This is a genomic window from Streptomyces sp. NPDC050085 (genome assembly GCF_044460595.1).
GTDB lineage: Bacteria > Actinomycetota > Actinomycetes > Streptomycetales > Streptomycetaceae > Streptomyces.
This window is the reverse complement of the sequence record NZ_JBITJZ010000001.1, coordinates 421,488-439,704: the sequence shown is the minus strand read 5'-3', so window position 1 is coordinate 439,704 and position 18,217 is coordinate 421,488. Positions and strand designations below refer to the sequence as shown.

Genomic DNA, 18,217 nt, shown 5'->3' with positions numbered 1-18,217 from the left:
CTGTACGGGTGGTTCTGTACGGGTGGTGCGGGTCAGCCCTTGACCGCGCCGAGCATCACGCCCGAGACGAAGTACCGCTGCACGAACGGGTACACGGCGAGGATCGGCAGCGCGGTGAGCACGATGGTCACCGACTGGATGTTCGCGGCGGCCTGCGACAGCTGATCGGTCCCGGCGCCCGCGTTGCTGCCGGTGGTGGCGCCCGCGATGAGATTGCGCAGATAGACCGTGGCCGGCATCAGCTCGGTCCGGTCCATGTAGAGGAACGCCGAGAACCAGGAGTTCCAGAACGACACCGTGTAGAAGAGCACCATCGTCGCGATGACGGCCTTCGACAGCGGCAGCACGATCCGCCACAGGATCCCGTACGTGCTCAGGCCGTCGATCTGCGCGGCCTCCTCGAGCTCGCCCGGCAGGTTCTCGAAGAACGCCTTCATCACGAGGAGGTTGAAGACACTGATCGCGTTCGGCAGGGCGATCGCCCAGACCGAGTTCTTCAGGCCGAGGCTGGTGACCAGGACGTAGTTGGGGATGAGGCCGCCGGAGAAGAACATCGTGAACACGGCGATCCCGATGAGTGCCCCGCGCCCGCGCAGCTCCTTCTTCGACAGGACGTACGCGAACATCGTCGTCAGAGTCATGGCCACGACCGTGGAGACCACCGTGTACAGGACGGTGTTCCCGTACGACCTCCAGAACGTGCCGTCACCGAAGACGATCCTGTACGTGGTGAGGTTGAACCCCTTGGGCCACAGCGTCACCTCGCCCGCCCTGATCTGCCGTTCGCCGCTGAACGAGCGGGCGATGATGGTGACGAACGGGTAGAGGGTGACGACCACGACCAGGGTCAGGACGAAGCCGTTGACGCCCTGGAAGACGCGGTAGCCGCGGCTGGGCCGGTTCGCCGAGACCCGGGGCTTCACATTCTCGAGGGTGTTCACCACAGACTCGTCCCCACGGTCCGACGCGACATCTGGTTCGCCGTCGTGATCAGTACGAGGCCGATGACCGCCTCGAACAGGCCGATCGCGGCGGCGTAGCTGAAGGAGTTCGACTCGATGCCGGTGCGGTACAGATACGTCGAGACGACGTCGGCGGTCGGATACGTCAGCGGGTTGTAGAGCAGCATGATCTTCTCGAAGCCGACCGCCATGAACGTGCCGATGTTCAGGATGAGCAGCGTCATCATGGTGGGCCGGATGCCCGGGAGGGTGACGTGCCAGGTCTGCTGCCAGCGGTTCGCGCCGTCGATCCGGGCCGCCTCGTACAGGTCGTCGTCGATCGTGCTGAGCGCCGCGAGATAGAGAATCGTGCCCCAGCCGGCCGTCTGCCAGACCTCGGAGCCGACGTAGATCGTCCGGAACCAGCCGGGTTCCTGGATGAACCGGATGGGGTCGTGGCCGAACACCGACAGGGCGTGGTTGACCGGGCCGTCGGTCGCCAGCATCTGCATCGTGATGCCGGCGACGATCACGATCGACAGGAAGTGCGGCAGGTACGAGACCGACTGCACGAATCGCTTCAGTGCGGTGCGCCTGACCTCGTTGAGGAGCAGCGCCAGGACGATCGGCACGGGAAAGCAGAAGAGCAGCGTCAGCAGTCCCATCCAGAGGGTGTTCCGGAAGACCTGCCAGAACGCGGGGTCGCTGAGGAACATGTCCACATAGCGCAGGCCCACCCACTGCTCGCCGAGGATCGAGCCGCCCGGCTCGAAGCGGCGGAAGGCGATCACGTTGCCGATCATCGGCAGATAGCGGAACACCAGGAAGAACAGCAAGGGCAGGACGGCCAGCGAGTACAACTGCCAGTCACGGCGCAGCGCTCGGCGCCACGGGCGTGTGCCCTGCCGGGTCGTACGGGGTGGCGGTGGATCCTGTGGGGGTTCGGTACGGGGCGTGCTGCCCGCCACGGCGGAGGTGGTCATGCAGGGCCTTTCGTCACACGGGCAAGCTGCAGGCACGGTTCGGGGAGCAGGTGCAGCGGAATCGCGACCGATAACTTTCAAGAACCTTCCGGTAACGTCGCCGCAACCTAAAGCCGCTCCCGACCCCTGTCAATGGGGGCTGCGGCAGCGGCAGTTGACCACCGGACCAGCTGTGAGGTGCCTGTGCCCGCCTTCGACCTGCCCTTCGACGACCTTCGACGCCACCGGCCCGAGCTCGACGAACCCGACGACTTCGACGCCTTCTGGGCGGCCACGCTGAAATCCGCCGCGCATGACGAACCGCTGATCAGCGCCCGGCCCGTCGACAACGGCCTGAGCCTGGTGGAGAGTTGGGACGTCGTGTTCCGGGGCTTCGGCGCGGACCCCGTCCGTGCCTGGTTCACCCGCCCGGCGGGAGTGAGTGAACTCCTTCCGGGCATAGTGGAGTTCGCCGGATACGGCCGCGGCCGCGGCCTGCCGCACGAGCGCCTCACGTGGGCGAACGCGGGATACGCGACCTTGCTCATGGACAACCGCGGCCAGGGCGACCAGTACGGCAACGGCGGCGCGACACCCGACCCGCACGCCACCGCACCCGGCGGCCCCGGGGCGATCGTGCGCGGGCTCCTCGACCCGTACGACCACCACTACCGGCGGCTGATCACCGACGCGGTGTGCGCGGTCGCCGCGCTGCGCGCCCTGCCCGGCGTCGACCCGAACCGCATCGCGGCCGTCGGCAACAGCCAGGGCGGGGGAGTGGCCCTGGCCGTCGCCGGGCTCGTGCCCGATCTCGCCGCGGCGCTGATCACGGCCCCGCTGCTGTGCGGAATCCGGCGCGCCATCGACCTCACCGATGTCGGGCCCTACGGGGAGGTCGCCGCCTATCTCGCCGTCCACCGGGACGCCGTGGCGGCCGCGTACCGCACGCTGTCCTACGTGGAGGGCGCCTCCTTCGCCCGCCGTGCGCCGGCCCCGGCCCACTTCGGTGTCGGCCTGCGCGACACGGTCTGCCCACCCAGTGGGACGTATGCGGCATATCACCGCTATGGCGAACTGGTCGGAGGGGATCCCGTACGCGAGATCCACGCCTATCCGTTCAACGGGCACGAGGGCGGGGACGCCTTGCACGTACGACGTCAACTGGACTGGCTGCGTGGGGTGTTGGACCGGGGAAACGGATAGCGGGCGCCACTGTCCGGACCGTCCGATGTTCGACGGGCCGGACAAACGGGCGGCCTGACCGGCGAGCGAGTGACAGCATGACCTACGGTTTTCCGGAAAGCCCTCGGAGGTCTTCCGGGGCGGAGAGTGTGACGGAGGTGGGGAACGTGGCCCGTGACGGCGGCAAGGGCAGGGCAGCCACGCAGAGCCCGGACGGGCCGGCCAAGGTGACGATCACCGAGATCGCGCGGGAGGCCGGGGTCTCCGTACCGACCGTGTCCCGGGTCGTCAACGGGCGCTCCGACGTCTCACCGGCCACCCGCGCCCGGGTCGAGGACCTGCTGCGCCGGCACGGCTACCGGCGCAGGACCGCCGCGCCCGGGGATCGTGCCGCCCTGCTCGACCTGGTCTTCAACGACCTGGACAGCCCCTGGGCCGTGGAGATCATCCGCGGGGTCGAGGAGGTCGCGCACGAGGCGGGCGTGGGCACCGTCGTCTCCGCGATCCACGACCGGGCGGGGGCGGCCCGCCAGTGGATGACCAATCTGCGGGCCCGGGCGTCGGACGGCGTGATCCTCGTGACCTCCGCCCTCGAACCGGGCCTCCACGACGAACTGCGGCGCCTGGGCGTGCCGTTGGTGGTCATCGACCCGGCCGGGGCGCCCGCCTCGGAGGAGCCGACCGTCGGCGCGACGAACTGGGCGGGCGGGATGGCCGCGACCGAGCACCTGTTGGGGCTCGGCCACCGCCGGATCGGGTTCATCGAGGGCCCGCCCCGGCTGCTGTGCTCGCGGGCCCGCCTGGACGGGTACCGGGCGGCGCTCGACGCGGCCGGGGTGCCGGTCGACGACGCGCTGATCGTGCCCGGTGACTTCTACCACGAGTCCGGATTCCTCGGCGCGGGCCGGCTGCTCGACCTCGCCGAGCCGCCCACCGCCGTCTTCGCCTCCAGTGACCAGATGGCCCTGGGCGCGATCGAGGCGCTGCGGCGGCGGGGTCTGCGGGTGCCGGAGGACATGAGCGTGGTCGGCTTCGACGACCTTCCGGAGGTGCGCTGGTCGGCACCTCCGCTCACCACGGTGCGCCAGCCTCTCGCGGACATGGGGAAGTTGGCGGCACGTTCCGTCCTCGATCTGGCCCGGTCGGTCGCACCGGCCTCACCGCGGGTCGAGCTGGCGACAGAACTCGTGGTCAGGGCCAGTACGGCGGAGCCGCGCACCGCCTAGTCGGCGGCCGCACCCCCGGGGGTGTCAACGGGCTTTTTTGTTAAGCCCGTTGACACCCCCGTCTTATGTCCGTAACTTCCGTGGCCGTCTACCGAGAATTTTCGGATTGCTTCCGGAAGGTGCGCCATGTCAGCCATTGGTCCTGCTCCACTCTCCCGCCGTCGTCTCCTGGGTGCCTCCGCGGCAGGCCTGGGTGCGGCCGTGCTCACCGCCTGTGGCGGGTCCGATTCCGGCGGCGGAAAGGACAGTTCGGGCCGGACCGTCATCGAGTGGTGGCACATCCAGACCACGGCGCCCACCAAGACCATCTGGCCGGAGCGCGCGAAGGCGTACGAGGCGGCGAACCCCAAGGTGCGCATCAAGCTCGTGCCTCTGGAGAACGAGGCCTTCAAGTCGAAGATGACCGCGCTGACCAGCTCGGGGAAGCTGCCGGACATCTACCACACCTGGGGCGGCGGGGTGCTCAAGCAGCAGATCGACGCGGGCCTCGTCGAGGACCTCACCGACGCCGTCAAGCCGGAGACCGACGCCATGGTGCCCGCGGCGTTGGCGGCGTACCGCTTCGACGACAAGATGTACGCGCTGCCGATGGACATCGGTGCCGTCGGATTCTGGTACAACAAGGCGCTCTTCAAGAAGGCGGGCATCAGCACCCCGCCCGCCACCTGGGACGCCTACCTCGACGCGGTCAAGAAGCTCAAGTCCGCCGGGATCACCCCCATTGCCCTCGCGGGCAAGGAGAAGTGGCCCGGCATGTACTACTGGGCCTACCTCGCGATCCGGATCGCCGGCGTCGACGGCATGCAGAAGGCCGCCGACGCCAAGGACTTCAGCGGCGACGACTTCGTCAAGGCGGGCCAGCACCTGAAGGACCTGGTCGACCTGCAGCCGTTCCAGAAGGGCTTCCTCGGCGCCGGGTACTCCACCCCCAACGGCGAGGCCGCCACCATGGGCAACGGCAAGGCCGCGATGGAGCTGATGGGCGCGTGGGCACCCATCACCCAGGCCGACGCGGGCAAGGGCCTCGGCAAGGACGTCGGCTTCTTCCCCTTCCCGGCGGTGGCCGGCGGCAAGGGCGCGGGCACCGACGTGTTCGGCGGAGGCAACGGCTACGCGGTGCGCAAGGGAGCACCGAAGGAAGCCGTGGACTTCCTCAAGTGGTTCATGTCCGCCGAGAACGACCGCCTCCTCGTGAAGACGGCCTCGATGATCCCCGTCCGCAAGGACGCCGCGAGCGCGCTCACCGACCCGAACCTCACCGCCGTCTCCGACATGGTCGGCAAGGCCACCGGCTTCCAGCTCTACCTGGACCAGGCCTTCCCGCCCGCGGTCGGCCAGGAGGTCAACGACTCGGTCGCCGCCCTCATGGCGGGCTCCAAGTCGCCCGAGGCCGTGGCGCGTTCCATCACCCAGGTCGCCAAGAGCCAGTAGGCCGAAGAGAGATGACGACCTCGACCTACCTCAAGGACGCGCAGCCCGCCGTGAGCGAGGAGCCCCCGGCGGGCTCCGGACGGCGAAGGCCGCTCACGCGCCGCTTCACCGCCTGGCTGACCGCCGTCTCCTTCACCGTGCCCGCGCTCGTCCTGTTCGGCGCCCTCGTCCTCGCGCCGATCATGTACGCCCTCTACGTCAGCTTCTTCAACTGGGGCGGATTCGGGTCGCCTTCGGACTCCGTCGGCCTCGACAACTACACGAAACTCCTCGACGACCCGGTCTTCCTCGGCGACCTGTGGCGCGGCCTGCTGCTCGTGCTGTTCTCGGTCTGCGTCGAGCTGCCGTTCGCGCTCGCGATGGCCGTCGCGCTCAACCAGAAGCTGCGCGGCCGGGCCGTGTACCGCATGCTGTTCTTCGCCCCGTACGTGCTGTCCGAGGTGATCACCGGCGTCCTGTTCTCCATGATCTTCGCGCCGGACGACGGCCTCGCCGACAAGGTGCTCGGCTCGATCGGGCTCGACGGGCTCGGCGGGCTGTGGTTCGCCGGCCAGAACACGGTCCTGCCGACCCTCTTCCTCGTCATGACCTGGAAGTACTTCGGCTTCCACATGATGCTCTACCTGGCCGGGCTCCAGGGCATCCCCGCCGAACTGCACGAGGCCGCACGCATCGACGGCGCGAACGCCTGGCAGCGCTTCCGGCACATCACCCTGCCCCTGCTCGGGCCCACGATCCGGATCAGCGTGTTCCTCTCCGTCATCGGTGCCATCCAACTCTTCGACCTGGTCTGGGTGGTGACCCAGGGCGGCCCCGACCACCACTCCGAGACCATGGCCATCACGCTCTTCCAGTTCGGCTTCAAGCGCTACCAGATCGGCTACGCCAGCGCGCTGAGCATCGCCCTGTTCCTCATCAGCCTGGTCTTCGCCCTCGCCTACCAGCGTCTGGTGATGCGCCGCGACACCGAAGGAGCCCTCACGAACATGCGAGCCTCCTCATGAGCACCACGAAGCAGCGCAGGCTGCGATCCGTTCCGCTGTACGCCGTCGTGTGGCTGGTCGGGATCTTCATGGTCACGCCGCTGCTGTACGCGTTCATCTCCGGCTTCAAGTCCACCGACCAGCTCTCCAGCAACGTCCTCGGCCTGCCCTCGCCCTGGGTGACGTCCAACTACACGGACATCCTGGCCTCCGGATCGTTCTGGCGGATGCTCGGTTCCTCCACGCTCATCGCGGTCGGCACGACCGTCCTCACCGTCGGCGCCGCGGCCCTCGCCGCGTTCTCGCTCGCCCGGTTCGCCTACCGGGGGCGTGAGGTGGTCTTCACGCTCTTCACGATGGGCCTGATGTTCCCGTTCGCCGTGGCGATCCTGCCGCTGTTCGTGCTCCTGCGCACCTTCGGGCTGCTCGACAACCCGTGGGGCGTGATCCTGCCGCAGGCCGCGTTCGGCCTCCCCATCACCATCGTCATCCTGCGCGGCTTCTTCCGGGAGATCCCCGGCGAGCTGGAGGAGGCCGCGACCCTCGACGGCTGCTCCCCGTTCGGCTTCTTCTGGCGCATCCTGCTGCCGCTGGCGAGGCCCGCGCTCGGCACGGTCTCCGTCCTGGCGATCGTGAGCAGCTGGAACAACTTCCTGCTGCCGCTGCTCGTCTTCAGCGACCCCACCTGGTGGACGATCCCCGTCGGCGTCCAGCAGTTCCAGGGGCAGTACGCCACCGACATCGCCCGTGTCTTCGCCTACCTGGTCCTCGCCATGGTGCCCGCGCTCGCCTTCTACGCGGTGGCCGAACGGCAGCTGATCGGCGGCATCACCATGGGCGCCACCAAGGGCTGACCCCGCACGTCCGCCACGCCAACACCCCGTTTCTGCACCACATTTGAGGAGTTCCATGCTCCAGCCCTGGCAGGACACCACCCTGCCCGCCCCCGTACGGGCCGCGGACCTGCTCGCCCGGATGACCACCGAGGAGAAGACCGCCCAGCTGTCCAGCGTGTGGCTGGGCGCCGACGTCGACACCGACCAGGCCGCGGTCGCGCCCGGACAGCACGCGTTCGTCGCCCACAGCGCCGCCCTCGAAGCCCTGCTCCCGCACGGCCTCGGCCATCTGACCCGGCCCTTCGGCACCGTCCCCGTCGAACCCGCCGACGGCGCGTCCCGGCTCGCCGAACTTCAGCGCAGGATCAAGGACGGCAACCGCTTCGCCCTGCCCGCCATCGCCCACGAGGAGTGTCTGACCGGCTTCGCCGCCTGGCAGGCCACCGTCTTCCCGACCCCGCTCGCCTGGGGCGCCACCTTCGACCCGGCCCTGGTCACCGAGATGGCGCAGGCGATCGGGGCGTCGATGCGCGCGGTCGGCATCCACCAGGGACTCGCCCCCGTCCTCGACGTCGTCCGCGACCCCCGCTGGGGCCGCACCGAGGAGTCGATCGGCGAGGACCCGTACTTGGTGGGCACCATTGGCACCGCGTACGTACGCGGCCTCGAGGCCGCCGGGATCGTCGCCACGCTCAAGCACTTCGCCGGATACGCGGCCTCGCGCGGCGCCCGCAACCACGCGCCCGCCCCGATCGGCCCCAGGGAACTCGCCGACGTGATCCTGCCCCCGTTCGAGATGGCGCTGCGCGAGGGCGGCGCACGGTCCGTCATGGCCTCGTACAACGACATCGACGGCCTGCCGGGCCACGCCCATCCCGGACTGCTGACCCAACTCCTGCGCGAACAATGGGGGTTCACCGGCACGGTCGTCTCCGACTACTTCGGCATCGCCTTCCTGGAGTCCGCCCACAAGATCGCCGCATCCGCCGAGGAAGCCGCCCGGATCGCGCTCGCCGCGGGCGTCGACGTGGAACTCCCGGCCGCGCACTGCTTCACGGCCGGGCAGCTCCCCGACGACCTGCTCGACCGGGCCGCGCTGCGCCTGCTCACGCAGAAGTGCGAACTCGGCCTCCTGGACCCCGGCGGGGAGCCCGACCGCGAGCCGGCCGCCGGCGAGGGGCCCATCGACCTGAACCCCCGCACCATGCGGGACCTGGCACGGGCGGTGGCACAGGAATCCGTCGTCCTGCTCGCCAACGACTCCGGGGTGCTCCCGCTGAGCGACGGCCTGCGCATCGCCGTCGTGGGCGAACTCGCCGACGACCAGGCCGCCATGCTCGGCTGCTACACGTTCCCGCGGCACGTCGGCGTCAACCACCCCGAGCTGCCCACCGGGGTCGACGTGCCCACCTTCGCCGAGGCGCTGCGCGCGGAGCTGCCGGGCGCCGAGTTCGTCGCGGACCCGGCGACGGCCGATGTGTGCCTGGCGGTGGTCGGGGACCGCTCGGGCCTGTTCGGACGCGGTTCCTCGGGGGAGGGCTGCGACGCCACGGACCTCGAACTCCCTTATGGGCAAGGAGAGTTCCTCGACAAGGTGTTCGCCCGCGGGGTGCCGACCGTCCTCGTCGTGCTCAGCGGGCGCCCCTACGCGCTCGGCCGCTGGGCCGACCGGGCCGCCGCCGTCGTCCAGGCGTTCTTCCCCGGGCAGGAGGGCGGCCCCGCCGTCGCCGGAGTTCTGTCCGGGCGTGTCGAACCGTCCGGGCGGCTGCCGATCGGCGTGCCCCGCATCCCCGGCGGCCAGCCCGCCCCGTATCTCGCACCGCCGCTCGGCCGCCACGGCGACCCCAGCAACGTGGACCCCAGCGCCCTCTATCCGTTCGGGCACGGCCTGTCGTACACCACGTTCACCTGGGAGACCCCGCAGTGCGAGGCGCCCGAACTGGCCACCGACGGCGGGACCGCCCTCAGGCTCACCGTCCGCAACACCGGCGACCGGCCCGGAACCGAGGTCGTCCAGCTGTACCTCCACGACCCCGTCGGCACCGTCGCCCGCCCCGAGGTCCGGCTCGTCGGCTACGCCCGTGTCCCCCTCGACGCGGGCCAGTCCGCGGAGGTCCACGCCACCTTCCCGGCGGACCTCGCCGCGTACACCGGAGCCGACGGCCGCCGCCTCGTCGAACCCGGCGCTCTCGAACTGCGCATCGCCGCATCCAGCGAGCACGTCCACCACACCGTGCCGCTCACCCTGACGGGCCCGGCGCGTGAGGTCGGGCACGAGCGCCGGATGCGGTGCGAGCTGCGCGTCAAGTAACCGAGGAGCGCTCCGCGCGAGGCCAACCGCTCATCCCCGCACCCGAGTTGAGGAGATCCATCATGCGCACGTCCGCCCGCCGCAGCCGTGGCAGAGCAGCCGGATTCGCCGTCGCCACGACCCTGCTGCTCGGCCTCGCCGGAGCCCCCGGCGCCCAGGCGGCCACCGCCCACCACCACCGGGCGACCACGCTCGACGACCTGGCCCAGCGCACCGGGCGCTACTTCGGGTCCGCCGTCGACAACCCCGAACTCGCCGACACCGCGTACGCGAACCTGCTCGGCCGCGAGTTCGGCGCCACCACCCCCGGCAACGCCATGAAGTGGTACGCCACCGAACCCCAGCGCGGCGTCTTCGACTACACCGCGGGCGACGAGATCGTGAACTACGCCCGCAGCAAGGGCCTCGCGGTGCGCGGGCACACGCTGCTGTGGCACCAGCAACTGCCGGACTGGCTCACCTCCGGGACCTGGACGAAGGACGAACTGCGCTCGATCCTCAAGAACCACATCACGAACGTCGTCAAGCACTACAAGGGCAAGGTCTTCGCCTGGGACGTCGCCAACGAGATCATGAACGAGGACGGCACCTACCGAGAGAACATCTTCTACAAGACCATCGGCCCGTCCTACGTCGCCGACGCCCTGCGCTGGGCCCGCGCCGCCGACCCGAAGGTCAAGCTCTACCTCAACGACTACAACGTCGAGGCGATCGGCCCCAAGTCGGACGCCTACTACACGCTCATCAAGCAGCTCAAGGCCCAGGGCGTGCGCGTCGACGGCTTCGGCATGCAGGCCCACTTGGCGCTCCAGTACGGCTTCCCCGACCGGCTGCAGCAGAACATCCAGCGCTTCGCCGACCTCGGCGTCGACGTCGCGCTCACCGAGCTCGACATCCGCATGACCCTCCCGTCCGACGCGACCAAGCTGGCCCAACAGGCCGACTGGTACGGGCAGGTGACCGACGCCTGCCTCGCCGTGAAGCGCTGCGTCGGCATCACGGTGTGGGGCTACTCCGACCGGCACTCGTGGATCCCGTCGGTCTTCCCCGGTGAAGGCGCCGCCCTGCCCTGGGACGAGGACCTCCGGCACAAGCCCGCCTACGACGCGATCCGCGCCGCCCTGTCGACCAGGTAGCTACGTGGTCACGCTGCCGCCGATCAGGTGCGCCGCGTGATGCACCACCAGTTGCAGCCCGCCGGGCAGCCGGGACATCGTCACCAGGATCGACGCCTCGCCGTACAGCGGATGCAGCAGGCGGCGCGTGCACGCCTCGGACGGCAGCCGGGGCGCGCCGCGCCGCCACAGCGGCGCACCGACGGGGTCGGCGGCGATCCGCGCGGCGAGGGCGCGCAGCGCGGGGTCGCCGGGAATCTGGCCGACGGCCGCGCGGACCCGCGCGACGGCGTCGGCCCGCACCTCGTCGATGTCGGCGAAGCGCAGCCCGGCGTCCGGACACAGCAGCCAGAGGACCAGGTTCCGGTCGCCGCGCGCGACCTTCGCCGGGTCGGCGAACAGCCGGGCCACCGCCACGTTCGCCGCCAGTACGTTCCACGCGTGGTCCGTGATCAGCGCCGAGTTCGGATCCATCAGATCGATGTGCGCGACCTCCTCGGCGGACGGCCGGCGCCGCTCCACGAGGTCGTACGGCGTCAGGTCGGGCCCCGCGGCGAGCAGCAGGAACGTCTCGCGCCCGAGGCCGGTCAGGAGCAGCCCGTCGGCCACGCTCTTGAGCCGGTCGAGGCCGATGCCGTGCGCCGCGCCGTCCTCGAGGCGGGCGTAGTCGAGCGCAGTGAGCCCCGTGGCCCGCGCGGTCTGCTCGGCGGTCAGTCCGAGCGTCCGTCTACGGGCGGTCAGCAGATCCCGCAGCGCGCGGCCGCGGTGGTCGTCGTGACCCATGTCGGATGCCATGGGTGGTCCCCCTTGTCAGCGGTGCCCGGGCGGGCACGTGGTGCAGATGCGGACATGGGTGATGATGCGGGAGCGGAGAGTGAGGTTCACGATCACGGGCGGTTATCACCCGTACGTGGCGCCTATCGGCCTTCAGTTCGGGTCAGGGGGCGTGAACTGCTGTGTTGGGGGCGGCCGTTCGGGCGCCGGGGCGGACACCGGTCGCACAACGTGTCCGCCTGAGCGCTCAGGTAGCGGAGCGTTTCCTGCGCCGGTTGCGGACGCGCCACAGGGCGACCACGCACCACAACTGGACGAGGACGGCCGCGGCCCAGACGGGATAGCCGGGGCGCAGCTCGTAGTCCGACTCGTCCGCGATGATCGCGCCCAGGCCGCCGCAGTAGAGGAGGCCCATCGCCGCGACCAGTTCGTACGGCAGGCGTGCGCCGCGATGCCGGACGAGGCGGTGCCCGGCCCGGGCGGCCAGGGCCAGGAGCCCTGAGGAGACGAGGCCGAGCATGCCCTGCACCCCGATGATCACGGCGTACCCGCTGAAGGGATGCTGGGTGGTGACTTTGGGGGAGTCCCAGTCCTCCTGGTAGCCGAAGCTCGGCAGGATCAGCGTGAGCGCCATCAGGGCCGCGCAGATCGTGAGCGGTGCGGCGAGGCGGCCGAGCGGACGCGGCGTCAATTCCCTTTCGTGCACCGGTCGTTCGCGCCCCGGCCGCTTGCGTGCCGGCCGTCGGGGTGGCGGACCGTCCGGCGCGCGCCGCGCCGCCGTGACCTGGGCCGTCACCCGCACCGCGAGACTCCCCGTCACGCAGCGCAGCCACACCGTCCCCGAGTGCGGACCCACCGCAGGGGAGTCCACCGACAGGCTCACGCCCTCGGGTACGTACCGCACCCGCAGCCACGGCTCCGTGACCGCCTCCAGGGTGCCGCGCACGACCGGCGGACCGCCGACCGGGAGCAGCACCGCGGGCCCGCGCACGCCCGCCGTCGTGGTCCCCAAGTGCAGGGCGGCGCCGCCGACTTGGGGCCCCGCGGAGGCGAGCGCGGTGCGTGCCGCCTCCGCGACCCGGCGGCTGTCGTCACCCGCGAGCGTCACCAGCGTCGCGCACGCCGCTTGGGCCAGCGGCACGTCGGGGCCGTGCAGGATCGACGCGAGATCGGTCACCGACCACAGCCGGTGCGCCCGCTCGGCCGAGGCCGCCGCGGCGGACAGCGCCTCGGGCAGCACCCCCGTACGCACCGCGCGGCGCGGGGCACGCGCGATCGGCAGGTCCCCCTGGGCGCCGAACATCCACAGCTGCGGGTTCTGCTTGTCCGTGACCCGGCGGATCCGGTCACCGATGTACTCGGCGAGCTCCCGCAGCCCGATCTCGCCGTCGCCGTCCAGATCGGCTCCGCCCGTACGCAGGCCCTCGACCAGGGCTCCGGTGAACAGCGAAGGCCCCGGGCGGCCGCCCGGCGGCACCCGCGCGTCCCGGCCCGCCACGACCTCGTCGCCCTCGAAGGCGTACTCGACGGAACTCGACGCGGTCAGCACCGCCCGGCCGCGCTCGTGGCCCGTGCCCCGCAGCCCCGTGAAGCTGTCCTGGACGTGGGCCTCGCCGTCGCCGCGGCTGAACATGCCGCGCTCGAACGCGCCCGCGTAGCAGCAGTCCAGGAAGAGCGCGACGCGCTGGGCCCGGCTGCTCATCATCAGGCCGCTGACGTACTCGGCGGGCACGGCGGTGGACGCGAGCCGGTGATGGCGGGTGTCCGTCGCGGCGAGGAAGAGATGGTTGCCGCTGTCCTTGAGCCCGTGGCACGCGAAGTGCAGCAGGAGCGTGTCGCGGAAGGTGCGGTCGGCGAAGAAGTCCTCGACCCGCAGCCGCAGATCGTAGGAGTGCGGGTTGTCGAGCACCTCCACCTCGAAGCCGCCGATCGCCGGGTCGGCGAGCACCTCGGCGAGTTCCCCCGCGTCCTGCGTCGGCGCGCGCAGCAGGCTGAGCCCCGAGTCGTCGTACCGGTCGGTCGCCACGATCAGCGCGTACCGGCCGCCCCCGGCGCTCATGGCTCCACCGCCGGGTGCGCCCGTGCCACGGCGGTGATCCACTCGTCGGCGAGACGGCGCTGCTCCGCGCGGCCCACCCCGGTCAGCTCCAGGCGGTTGCCGCCGATCTCGAGGACCACGCCGCGCCGGCCGCTGCGCTCGCGCCACGCGGCCACGACCCCGACCAGCGCCTCGAGGAGCGGAAGCGCCGGCACGAACGAGACGACGAGGGACCCGACGGACTGGGCCAGCCCCGACCTGCTGCCCTCGGGCGCGGTCCCGTCCACGGCGTACTCGACCCGGTCGACTTCGAGCGCCAGCAGATCCTCGCGCAGCGCCCCCACGGACAGCCGCAACGCCTCGTCCCCGGCGCCGGCGTCAGGGTCCTTGCCGTCCGTCGTGTCGTCCACCGCAACAATGCGCAGCCACTCAGCCACGGCGCCTCCCCCGATGCGCGCTGTCCGCCTGGACCGACCAGTCTTGCACCGGGGTCCTGCCGTGTCAGTGGCGGCGACTGAACGAGTGGTTGCCGGTGCGGAAGGTGTCGGGGAGCCCGCGGTCCGTCCACACATCACCACATCGACGCGAGTACGGGCGCGGCCCGCGCGCCCGCCGCCGACCGCGAAAGGCCCCCGATGTCCCTGCTGCGCCACACGCTCGTCCCCTCCCTCGCCCTGACCCTGCTGGCCGCCCCGTGCGCCGCGGCCGCCGCACCGCACACGCCGGACGCCGCGCCCAAGTACCGCTGCACCACCAGCAAGAAGTCGATCGACACCCCGTCCTACTCGGGCCCGTGGGCCGACAACTGGGACCTGACCGTCTCGGTGTGCGCGGCCCGCTCGGGGTCGAAGCTGCTCGCCTACGCCAAGGCGTCCTGGGACGGACCCGCCGCCGGGTTCAAGGAGGACTTCTTCTACGACGCGTATCTGACGGTCCGGGTCGGGCGCGGGCACCACACCCTCAAGTCGGCCTCCTTCCACGGCATCAAGAAGCGCCTCGAGGACGGCGACAACTTCTGGGGCAACCACAACGGCTCCTGGCGCACCCCCGTCGTGACCGCCCGCGCCGGCCGCGCCCGCGCGAGCGCCGACGCCGTTCTCGCCCTCGACTGGCGCGGCCACGGCAAGGGCTACGACCACCACCGCTTCGCGGCGTCGCCCGCCCGCTGACGCGACTCGGCCGACAGGGCGGCAACCTTTCGCGCTCGTACGGCGACTGCACACCGTCCGTGCCACCCGGCACGGGGACCCCACACCACGGAGTGCGAGCGCAGATGAGCGACACCCGCAGCAAGGCCCGGCACCGCAGGCGCAACACCGTCCTCGTCACGGGGGCACCGCTCGCGGTCGCCGCGGCCGTCGCCCTCGCCTACGGCGGCGGCCTGTTCGGCGCGGACGGCGGCGACCGGGCCGCGGCCGCCACCGCCCCCGCCTGGGCCGACGACGTCGCCGACGGCTTCGCGTCGGTCAACTCCCAGGGCCAGAACGGCACGTACGGCGGGCGCGACGGCAAGACCGTCACCGTGAAGACGCAGGCCGACCTTGAGAAGTACGCGACCGCGAGCGAGCCGTACGTCATCGTCGTGGCCGCGGCGATCTCCATGAACCCCGTCGGCAAGGAGATCAAGGTCGCCTCCGACAAGACGATCGTGGGCTCCGGGACGTCCGGGCAGATCGTCGGCGGCGGCTTCTTCCTCGGCACCGGCGTGCACAACGTGATCATCCGCAACCTGACGATCCGCGACACCTATCAAGGCACCTGGAACGACAAGGACCACGACTTCGACGCCATCCAGATGGACGGCGCGCACCACGTGTGGATCGACCACAACGACCTGCGGCACATGGCCGACGGCCTCATCGACGTCCGCAAGGACAGCACCGACATCACCGTCTCCTGGAACAAGCTGGGCCAGGACAACAAGGCGTTCGGCATCGGCTGGACCGACAACGTCGTCACCGACATCACCATCCACCACAACTGGATCCACGAGACCGAGCAGCGCAACCCTTCCACCGACAACGCCGCCCACGCCCACCTCTACAACAACTACCTGCAGGACGACCCGGGCACCGCCATCACGTCCTCGTACGGGAACTACTCCCGCGGCAGGACGAAGATGGTGCTGCAGAACAGCTACTTCCAGGGCGTGAACAACCCCGTCATCAAGGACGCGACCGCCACCCTCGCGCAGAGCGGCAGCATCTTCTCCGGCACCAGCGGCCGCAACGAGAGCGGCGGCACGGCCTTCGACCCCGGGGACTTCTACCCGTACACCCTGGACAAGGCGGCGGACGTGCCCGCGCTCCTCAAGTCCGGTGCGGGGCCCAGGAGTTCGATCGGCACCACGGTCGCCGCCGCGGACCCGACCACCGAGGCGGCAGCCGCGACCACGCTCACCGTCGCCGCCGACGGCAGCGCCCAGTACAGGACCGTGCAGGCCGCCGTCGACGCCGTCCCCGCGAACAACACCGCGCGCGTCGACATCAAGGTCGCGCCCGGCACGTACCGCGGGACCGTGACCGTGCCCGCGAACAAGCCGCACGTGACCATCGTCGGCACCGGCTCCAGCCGCAGGTCCACCGTCCTCGTCGAGGGGCACGCCGCCGGTTCGAAGAAGCCGGACGGCACGACGTACGGCACCGCGGGCAGCTACACCGTCGCCCTGCTCGCCGACGACACGCAGCTGCGCAACCTCAGCGTCTCCAACGACTTCGACGAGGGCGCGGACACCTCGATCTCCGCGCAGGCCGTCGCGCTGCGCACCGGCGCCGACAAGGTCCTCCTCGACAGCATCATCGTCAGCGGCGACCAGGACACCCTGCTGGTCGACGGCGCGGGCAAGCGGGTCTACATGACGAACTCGTACGTCGTCGGCAACGTCGACTTCATCTTCGGCGGCGCCACCGCCGTCATCGACAAGTCCGTCATCACGCTGAAGAAGCGCTGGGACGGCACGTCGGCCGGCTATGTCACGGCGCCGAGCACGGCCGCCGCGAACAAGGGCATCCTCATCAGCCGCACCACCGTCGGCGGCGACGTCACGAACGGCAGCTTCTTCCTCGGCCGCAACTGGCACGCGGGCGGCAACGCGGCCCTCGACCCGCAGACCACCGTCCGCGACTCGACCCTGAGCGCCGCGATCAAGTCGACGCCGTGGACGGACATGGGCGGCTTCTCGTGGAAGGACGACCGCTTCGCCGAGTACCGGAACTCCGGGGCAGGCGCCGGGTCCGCGAGCACCGACCGGCCCCAGCTGACCGACTCCCAGGCCGCCGGTCAGGAGGTCGCGGACTGGCTCGGCGACTGGACTCCGACAGCGGGATGACGACGTGAGAGGTGCCTGGGCGGATCCGCCGACGTGCGCACGCACGGAGGGATCCGTTCGCTACGGCCTCGTCCGCGGCACCTGGACCCACCGGGCCCCGGTGCCGCAGTACCTCACGCGCGCCGCGCCCGCAGGCCCGGCAACCGTCGCCCAGCGCTCACGGCCCGGAACGCTCCGAGGGCTCACAACGCTCCGAGGGTTCACAACAGGGGAGCGTTCGGCCCCTCCGGTGACGTCTGCCGTGCCCCCACCACCGCCTCGGCCACCGCCCGCACCTCGTCCTCCGGCAGCGCGCGGAAACCGTCCGCGGTGACCAGCGCGACCGACGGGTAAATGCGGCGGCCCAGGTCGGGGCCGCCGGTCGCCGAGTCGTCGTCGGCCGCGTCGTACAGCGCCTGCACCGCCGCCGTCGTCGCGTCCGCCGCCGACATGCCCGGCCGGTACAGCTTCTTCAACGCCCCACGCGCGTACGGCGATCCGGACCCGTCGGAGTGGAAACCCACCGCCTCGTACGGGCCGCCGGTGACGTCGAAGCTGAAGATCCGGCCGACGCCGCGCGCCGTGTCGAACCCGGCGAGCAGCGGCACCACGACCAGACCCTGCATGGCCTGTGCGAGGTGGTCGCGGATCATCGCGGCCAGCCGCTGCGCCTTGCCGTTCAGGGTCAGCGGGCGGCGCTCCAGCTTCTCGTAGTGCTCAAGCTCCAACTGGTACAGGCGCACCAGCTCCTTGGCCAGACCGACCGTGCCCGCGAACGCCACCGCCGTGTGGTCGTCGGCGTACGCGACCTTCTCCAGGTCGCGCTGCGCGATCACGTTGCCCATCGTGGCGCGCCGGTCGCCGGCCATCAGGACCCCGTCCTCGAAGGTCAGGGCGAGCACCGTGGTGCCGTGCGGCACGTCGTGCACCGGGCCCGCGTCCCGGTTCCAGGGCAGGGCGTGCGGCGCCACCCGCTCGACGAGGCGGGTGAAGGAAGAGGTGCTGCTGTCCAGGAACACGGACGGGAGTCCGCGCAGGTGCTCGGTCATCTGCTCTCGCCTTCCGGTCGGCTTCGCCTCCAGCCCTACCCGGCGGCGGCCCGCGATCACCC

General features: G+C 70.9%; 15 protein-coding genes. 9 read left to right on the top strand and 6 right to left on the bottom strand.

All coding sequences use genetic code 11. The features are described 5' to 3' along the window. Window positions 1-32 precede the first annotated feature (32 nt). Both ACIBUY_RS01795 and ACIBUY_RS01790 read right to left on the bottom strand, forming a co-directional pair. Window positions 33-941: a carbohydrate ABC transporter permease gene (locus ACIBUY_RS01795; RefSeq protein ID WP_399151398.1), complete on the bottom strand. Its 909-nt coding sequence runs from the start codon at window positions 939-941 to the stop codon at window positions 33-35. Next, window positions 938-1,924 (bottom strand): ABC transporter permease, encoded by a 987-nt coding sequence (locus ACIBUY_RS01790; protein WP_399151397.1) that lies wholly within the window; start codon window positions 1,922-1,924, stop codon window positions 938-940. The genes ACIBUY_RS01795 and ACIBUY_RS01790 overlap by 4 nt, the downstream gene beginning before the upstream one ends. 183 nt (window positions 1,925-2,107) lie before the next feature. On the opposite strand from ACIBUY_RS01790, the gene ACIBUY_RS01785 reads away from it, so the two are divergent. The 7 genes from ACIBUY_RS01785 to ACIBUY_RS01755 all read left to right on the top strand — a co-directional run bounded on the left by ACIBUY_RS01785 (window position 2,108) and on the right by ACIBUY_RS01755 (window position 11,008). Further along, window positions 2,108-3,106: an acetylxylan esterase gene (locus ACIBUY_RS01785; RefSeq protein ID WP_365574193.1), complete on the top strand. Its 999-nt coding sequence runs from the start codon at window positions 2,108-2,110 to the stop codon at window positions 3,104-3,106. Between the two features lie 146 nt (window positions 3,107-3,252). Continuing rightward, window positions 3,253-4,311 carry a LacI family DNA-binding transcriptional regulator gene (locus tag ACIBUY_RS01780; protein ID WP_365574086.1) on the top strand — a complete coding sequence of 353 codons (1,059 nt, stop codon included), beginning with the start codon at window positions 3,253-3,255 and terminating at the stop codon, window positions 4,309-4,311. Between the two features lie 135 nt (window positions 4,312-4,446). Continuing rightward, entirely contained in the window at window positions 4,447-5,742 is a 1,296-nt protein-coding gene (locus ACIBUY_RS01775; protein WP_365574190.1) for an extracellular solute-binding protein, read from the top strand. 11 nt (window positions 5,743-5,753) lie between these two features. Beyond that, entirely contained in the window at window positions 5,754-6,746 is a 993-nt protein-coding gene (locus ACIBUY_RS01770; RefSeq protein ID WP_365574080.1) for a sugar ABC transporter permease, read from the top strand. Beyond that, a complete protein-coding gene (locus ACIBUY_RS01765; RefSeq protein ID WP_365574077.1) occupies window positions 6,743-7,579 on the top strand; it encodes a carbohydrate ABC transporter permease in 837 nt (278 codons plus the stop codon). Before ACIBUY_RS01770 ends, ACIBUY_RS01765 begins: the two co-directional genes overlap by 4 nt. 55 nt (window positions 7,580-7,634) lie before the next feature. After that, window positions 7,635-9,872: a glycoside hydrolase family 3 N-terminal domain-containing protein gene (locus ACIBUY_RS01760; RefSeq protein WP_399151396.1), complete on the top strand. Its 2,238-nt coding sequence runs from the start codon at window positions 7,635-7,637 to the stop codon at window positions 9,870-9,872. A 62-nt stretch (window positions 9,873-9,934) separates the two neighbouring features. Then, the gene (locus ACIBUY_RS01755; protein WP_365574071.1) at window positions 9,935-11,008 is read left to right on the top strand and encodes an endo-1,4-beta-xylanase; all 1,074 of its coding nucleotides are present in this window, start codon (window positions 9,935-9,937) and stop codon (window positions 11,006-11,008) included. Here ACIBUY_RS01755 and ACIBUY_RS01750 read toward each other — a convergent pair whose 3' ends face one another. From ACIBUY_RS01750 to ACIBUY_RS01740, 3 genes are all read right to left on the bottom strand, one after another. Then, the gene (locus ACIBUY_RS01750; protein ID WP_365574068.1) at window positions 11,009-11,782 is read right to left on the bottom strand and encodes a hypothetical protein; all 774 of its coding nucleotides are present in this window, start codon (window positions 11,780-11,782) and stop codon (window positions 11,009-11,011) included. 226 nt (window positions 11,783-12,008) lie between these two features. After that, window positions 12,009-13,820, bottom strand: coding sequence for a caspase domain-containing protein (locus tag ACIBUY_RS01745; RefSeq protein ID WP_399151395.1), 1,812 nt, complete (start codon window positions 13,818-13,820; stop codon window positions 12,009-12,011). Continuing rightward, window positions 13,817-14,236 (bottom strand): hypothetical protein, encoded by a 420-nt coding sequence (locus ACIBUY_RS01740; RefSeq protein ID WP_365574062.1) that lies wholly within the window; start codon window positions 14,234-14,236, stop codon window positions 13,817-13,819. The genes ACIBUY_RS01745 and ACIBUY_RS01740 overlap by 4 nt, the downstream gene beginning before the upstream one ends. A gap of 198 nt (window positions 14,237-14,434) precedes the next feature. Between ACIBUY_RS01740 and ACIBUY_RS01735 the strand changes: the two genes are divergently transcribed. Continuing rightward, complete coding sequence (locus tag ACIBUY_RS01735; protein ID WP_399151394.1) at window positions 14,435-14,968, top strand: hypothetical protein; 534 nt, start codon at window positions 14,435-14,437, stop codon at window positions 14,966-14,968. A gap of 104 nt (window positions 14,969-15,072) precedes the next feature. Next, on the top strand, window positions 15,073-17,127 hold the full coding sequence (locus ACIBUY_RS01730; RefSeq protein ID WP_399151393.1) for a pectinesterase family protein: 2,055 nt from the start codon (window positions 15,073-15,075) through the stop codon (window positions 17,125-17,127). A 200-nt stretch (window positions 17,128-17,327) separates the two neighbouring features. Here the strand turns inward: ACIBUY_RS01730 and prcB are convergent, their stop codons facing one another. Beyond that, complete coding sequence (gene prcB / locus ACIBUY_RS01725) at window positions 17,328-18,155, bottom strand: proteasome subunit beta (protein WP_365574053.1); 828 nt, start codon at window positions 18,153-18,155, stop codon at window positions 17,328-17,330. Window positions 18,156-18,217: the final 62 nt, after the last annotated feature.